This is a genomic window from Dendronalium phyllosphericum CENA369 (assembly GCF_016056275.1).
Lineage (GTDB): Bacteria > Cyanobacteriota > Cyanobacteriia > Cyanobacteriales > Nostocaceae > Dendronalium > Dendronalium phyllosphericum.
This window is the reverse complement of the sequence record NZ_JAECZA010000019.1, coordinates 1-3,077: the sequence shown is the minus strand read 5'-3', so window position 1 is coordinate 3,077 and position 3,077 is coordinate 1. Positions and strand designations below refer to the sequence as shown.

3 protein-coding genes are annotated in these 3,077 nt (G+C 45.0%); all 3 read left to right on the top strand.

Going from position 1 to position 3,077, the window contains the following annotated elements; all coding sequences use genetic code 11:
- Positions 1-33: 33 nt before the first annotated feature.
- The 3 genes from I8752_RS07210 to folE all read left to right on the top strand — a co-directional run bounded on the left by I8752_RS07210 (position 34) and on the right by folE (position 2,907).
- Positions 34-1,014 (top strand): acetyl-CoA carboxylase carboxyltransferase subunit alpha, encoded by a 981-nt coding sequence (locus tag I8752_RS07210; protein ID WP_214431631.1) that lies wholly within the window; start codon positions 34-36, stop codon positions 1,012-1,014.
- 371 nt (positions 1,015-1,385) lie between these two features.
- Positions 1,386-2,111: an SDR family oxidoreductase gene (locus tag I8752_RS07205; RefSeq protein ID WP_214431630.1), complete on the top strand. Its 726-nt coding sequence runs from the start codon at positions 1,386-1,388 to the stop codon at positions 2,109-2,111.
- A gap of 88 nt (positions 2,112-2,199) precedes the next feature.
- Positions 2,200-2,907: a GTP cyclohydrolase I FolE gene (gene folE / locus I8752_RS07200; protein ID WP_214431629.1), complete on the top strand. Its 708-nt coding sequence runs from the start codon at positions 2,200-2,202 to the stop codon at positions 2,905-2,907.
- Positions 2,908-3,077: the final 170 nt, after the last annotated feature.

Here is a 3,077-nt window from a genome sequence, read left to right as displayed (position 1 = left end):
CAATCCCCAACCCCCAATTTCTAATCCCTAACTATGGCAATTACTGAGCGCAAACCGCTACTGTTAGATTTTGAAAAGCCGCTAGCAGAATTGGCATCCCGGATCGATCAGATTCGGCAACTTGCAGAAGAAAATGGTGTCGATGTATCTAGTCAAATTAAGCAACTAGAAGCACGCGCTATGCAACTGCGTGAGGAAATTTTCAGTAGTTTATCGCCATTTCAGCGACTGCAAGTCGCTCGTCATCCCCGCCGCCCTAGTACTCTCGACTACATTCAGTCAATTAGCGATGAATGGATGGAGTTGCATGGCGATCGCAACGGCTTTGACGATCCAGCTTTAGTAGGTGGCATCGGTCGTTTGGGTGGGCAACCCGTGGTCATGTTAGGTCAACAAAAAGGGCGCGACACTAAAGATAATATTGCTCGGAACTTCGGCATGGCTGCCCCCAGCGGCTATCGCAAAGCACTACGGTTGATGGAACATGCCAACAAATTTGGAATGCCGATTTTAACTTTTATTGATACACCTGGGGCTTTGGCTACAGTAGCCGCAGAAAACCAAGGAGCAGGAGAAGCGATCGCCTACAATTTGCGAGAAATGTTTTGTCTAGATGTGCCTATTATCTGTACAGTGATCGGCGAAGCCAGTTCTGGCGGGGCGCTGGGTATTGGTATCGGCGATCGCTTATTAATGTTTGAACATGCCGTTTATACCGTTATTAGCCCGGAAGGCTGTGCTGCCATTTTGTGGAAAGACGCTGCTAAAGCTCCACAAGCTGCTGTAGCTCTCAAAATCATTTCTCACGACCTAAAAAACCTGGGCATAATCGACCAAATATTACCCGAACCGACCGGTGGCGCTCATTCTGACCCCCTAAAAGCCGCTACGACTCTCAAGCAAGCTTTATTGGAGAATTTGGACGAACTTCGTCAGCTGACATCTCAAGAAAGACGGCAACTGCGCTATGACAAATTCCGCAAAATTGGCGTTTTCACTGAAGCTGCTCGCTAACTACCCAAAGAAGATGATTGATTAGCTCAATAGCAATACTATGCTATAATTGCCTATGGCTTTTAAAGATTTTTAACAATCTTCTAAGCTGTAGGCATTTGTATTTTTGGCAAATTAACTTAGTTTGATAAGTTATTTGTAAATTATTCAGCAATTAACTGTGAGTAGACGATCTGAGTTCTCCGGTTAACATTCGTTAGATTCTCTAGAGGGAAACCTGACGAAAAAAATACTTATACTGAGAAGGCATCATAGCGGTTATCGGAAAAAATCATCAAGATTTAAGGTTAATTTAATCTATGCAACCCAAGAAATTTTGATAATTGGGTGACAAGCAGCTTTTGGAACTGCCAAAAAAATTGGGAGAGAGCATGAGTTTCAAGCAAAGACAACGCGCCCTGATTACTGGAGCGAGTAGTGGAATTGGAAAAGCAACAGCTTTAGCATTTGCGAAGGCGGGATTTGATGTCGCTTTAGTCAGTCGAACTTTAAATAAATTAGAGGCAGTTGCACAAGCAGCAAAGCACGCAGGAGTAGAAGCCAAAGCTTATGCTATAGACCTAGCTGATGTATCTCAAGTAGAAAAAAAGATACAAGCGATCGCCCAGGATTTTGGTGCTATAGATATTTTGGTAAATAATGCAGGCATAGCATACACAGCACCTTTAAGCCAAACACCTTTAGAAGACTGGCAGCAAGTAATTAACTTAAATCTCACCAGTGTGTTTCAGTGCATTATGGGAATTTTGCCCGGAATGCGCGATCGCGGTACGGGGACAATTATCAATGTTGCTTCTATTGCTGCTAAACAACCCTTTCCTGGCTGGGGCGCATACAGCATTAGCAAAGCTGGGATTGTGGCTCTTTCTCAAACCTTAGCCCAAGAAGAACGCGATCGCGGCATTCGCGTCACCGCCATTTGTCCCGGTGCTGTCAACACCGAATTATGGGATACAGAAACTGTCAATGTTAACCTTGACCGTTCAAAAATGTTAACCCCAGAAATTGTTGCTCAGTCAATTCTTTATACCGCCCTACTACCACAGCAGGCGGTGATTGATGAATTGACCTTGATGCCCAGTGCTGGCGCTCTCTAATTAGTCAGTTGTCAGTTGTTCATTTCTTCTACTGACCATTAACCACTGACTATTGACTATTGACTCAACTCTAACCAAAACTTAGATCATGACTACTGCTAGTTCCAACGGTTCCAATTGCTTTCAATCTCCTTTGATTTCCGACTTGGCAGAAGCCATTAACCCCAGACCCGATCGCAATACCCACGATGGGCGGCAGCCAGATTTGCATCAGCCTACAGAAGAACACATGGAGCAAATGATGGAGGCTGTCAAGACAATACTGGTAGGTGTTGGAGAAGACCCCGAACGTGAAGGACTTCTCAAAACTCCTAAGCGCGTTGCAGAAGCTATGCGGTTTCTTACCAGTGGCTACAACCAATCTCTAGAAGAACTCGTGAACGGTGCTATCTTTGATGAAGGACATAACGAGATGGTACTAGTCCGAGATATTAACTTTTTTAGCCTCTGCGAACACCACATGCTACCGTTTATGGGGAGAGCACATGTTGCTTACATTCCCAATCAAAAAGTTGTAGGACTAAGTAAGCTTGCTCGGATTGTCGAGATGTATTCTCGCCGCTTGCAAGTCCAAGAAAGATTAACCCGCCAAATTGCCGAAGCAATTCAGACTATTCTGCAACCTCAAGGTGTAGCAGTTGTCATGGAAGCCAGTCATATGTGCATGGTGATGAGGGGCGTTCAGAAACCCGGCTCTTGGACTGTAACCAGCGCCATGATTGGTGTATTCCAAGAAGAGCAAAAAACCCGCGAAGAATTCTTTAACTTAATTCGTCATCAAGCAGCATTTTTTTAAGTGCTGAGTGCTGAGTTAGGAGTTGGGGTTAGTTGTCAGTTGTCAGGAGCAGAAGTAATTATTATTTCTTGTCTCCCTTGTCTCCCTCATCTCCCTCATCTCCCTCATCTCCCTTGTCTCCCTCATCTCCCTCATCTCCCTCATCTCCCTGCTCCCCTGCTCCCCTGCTC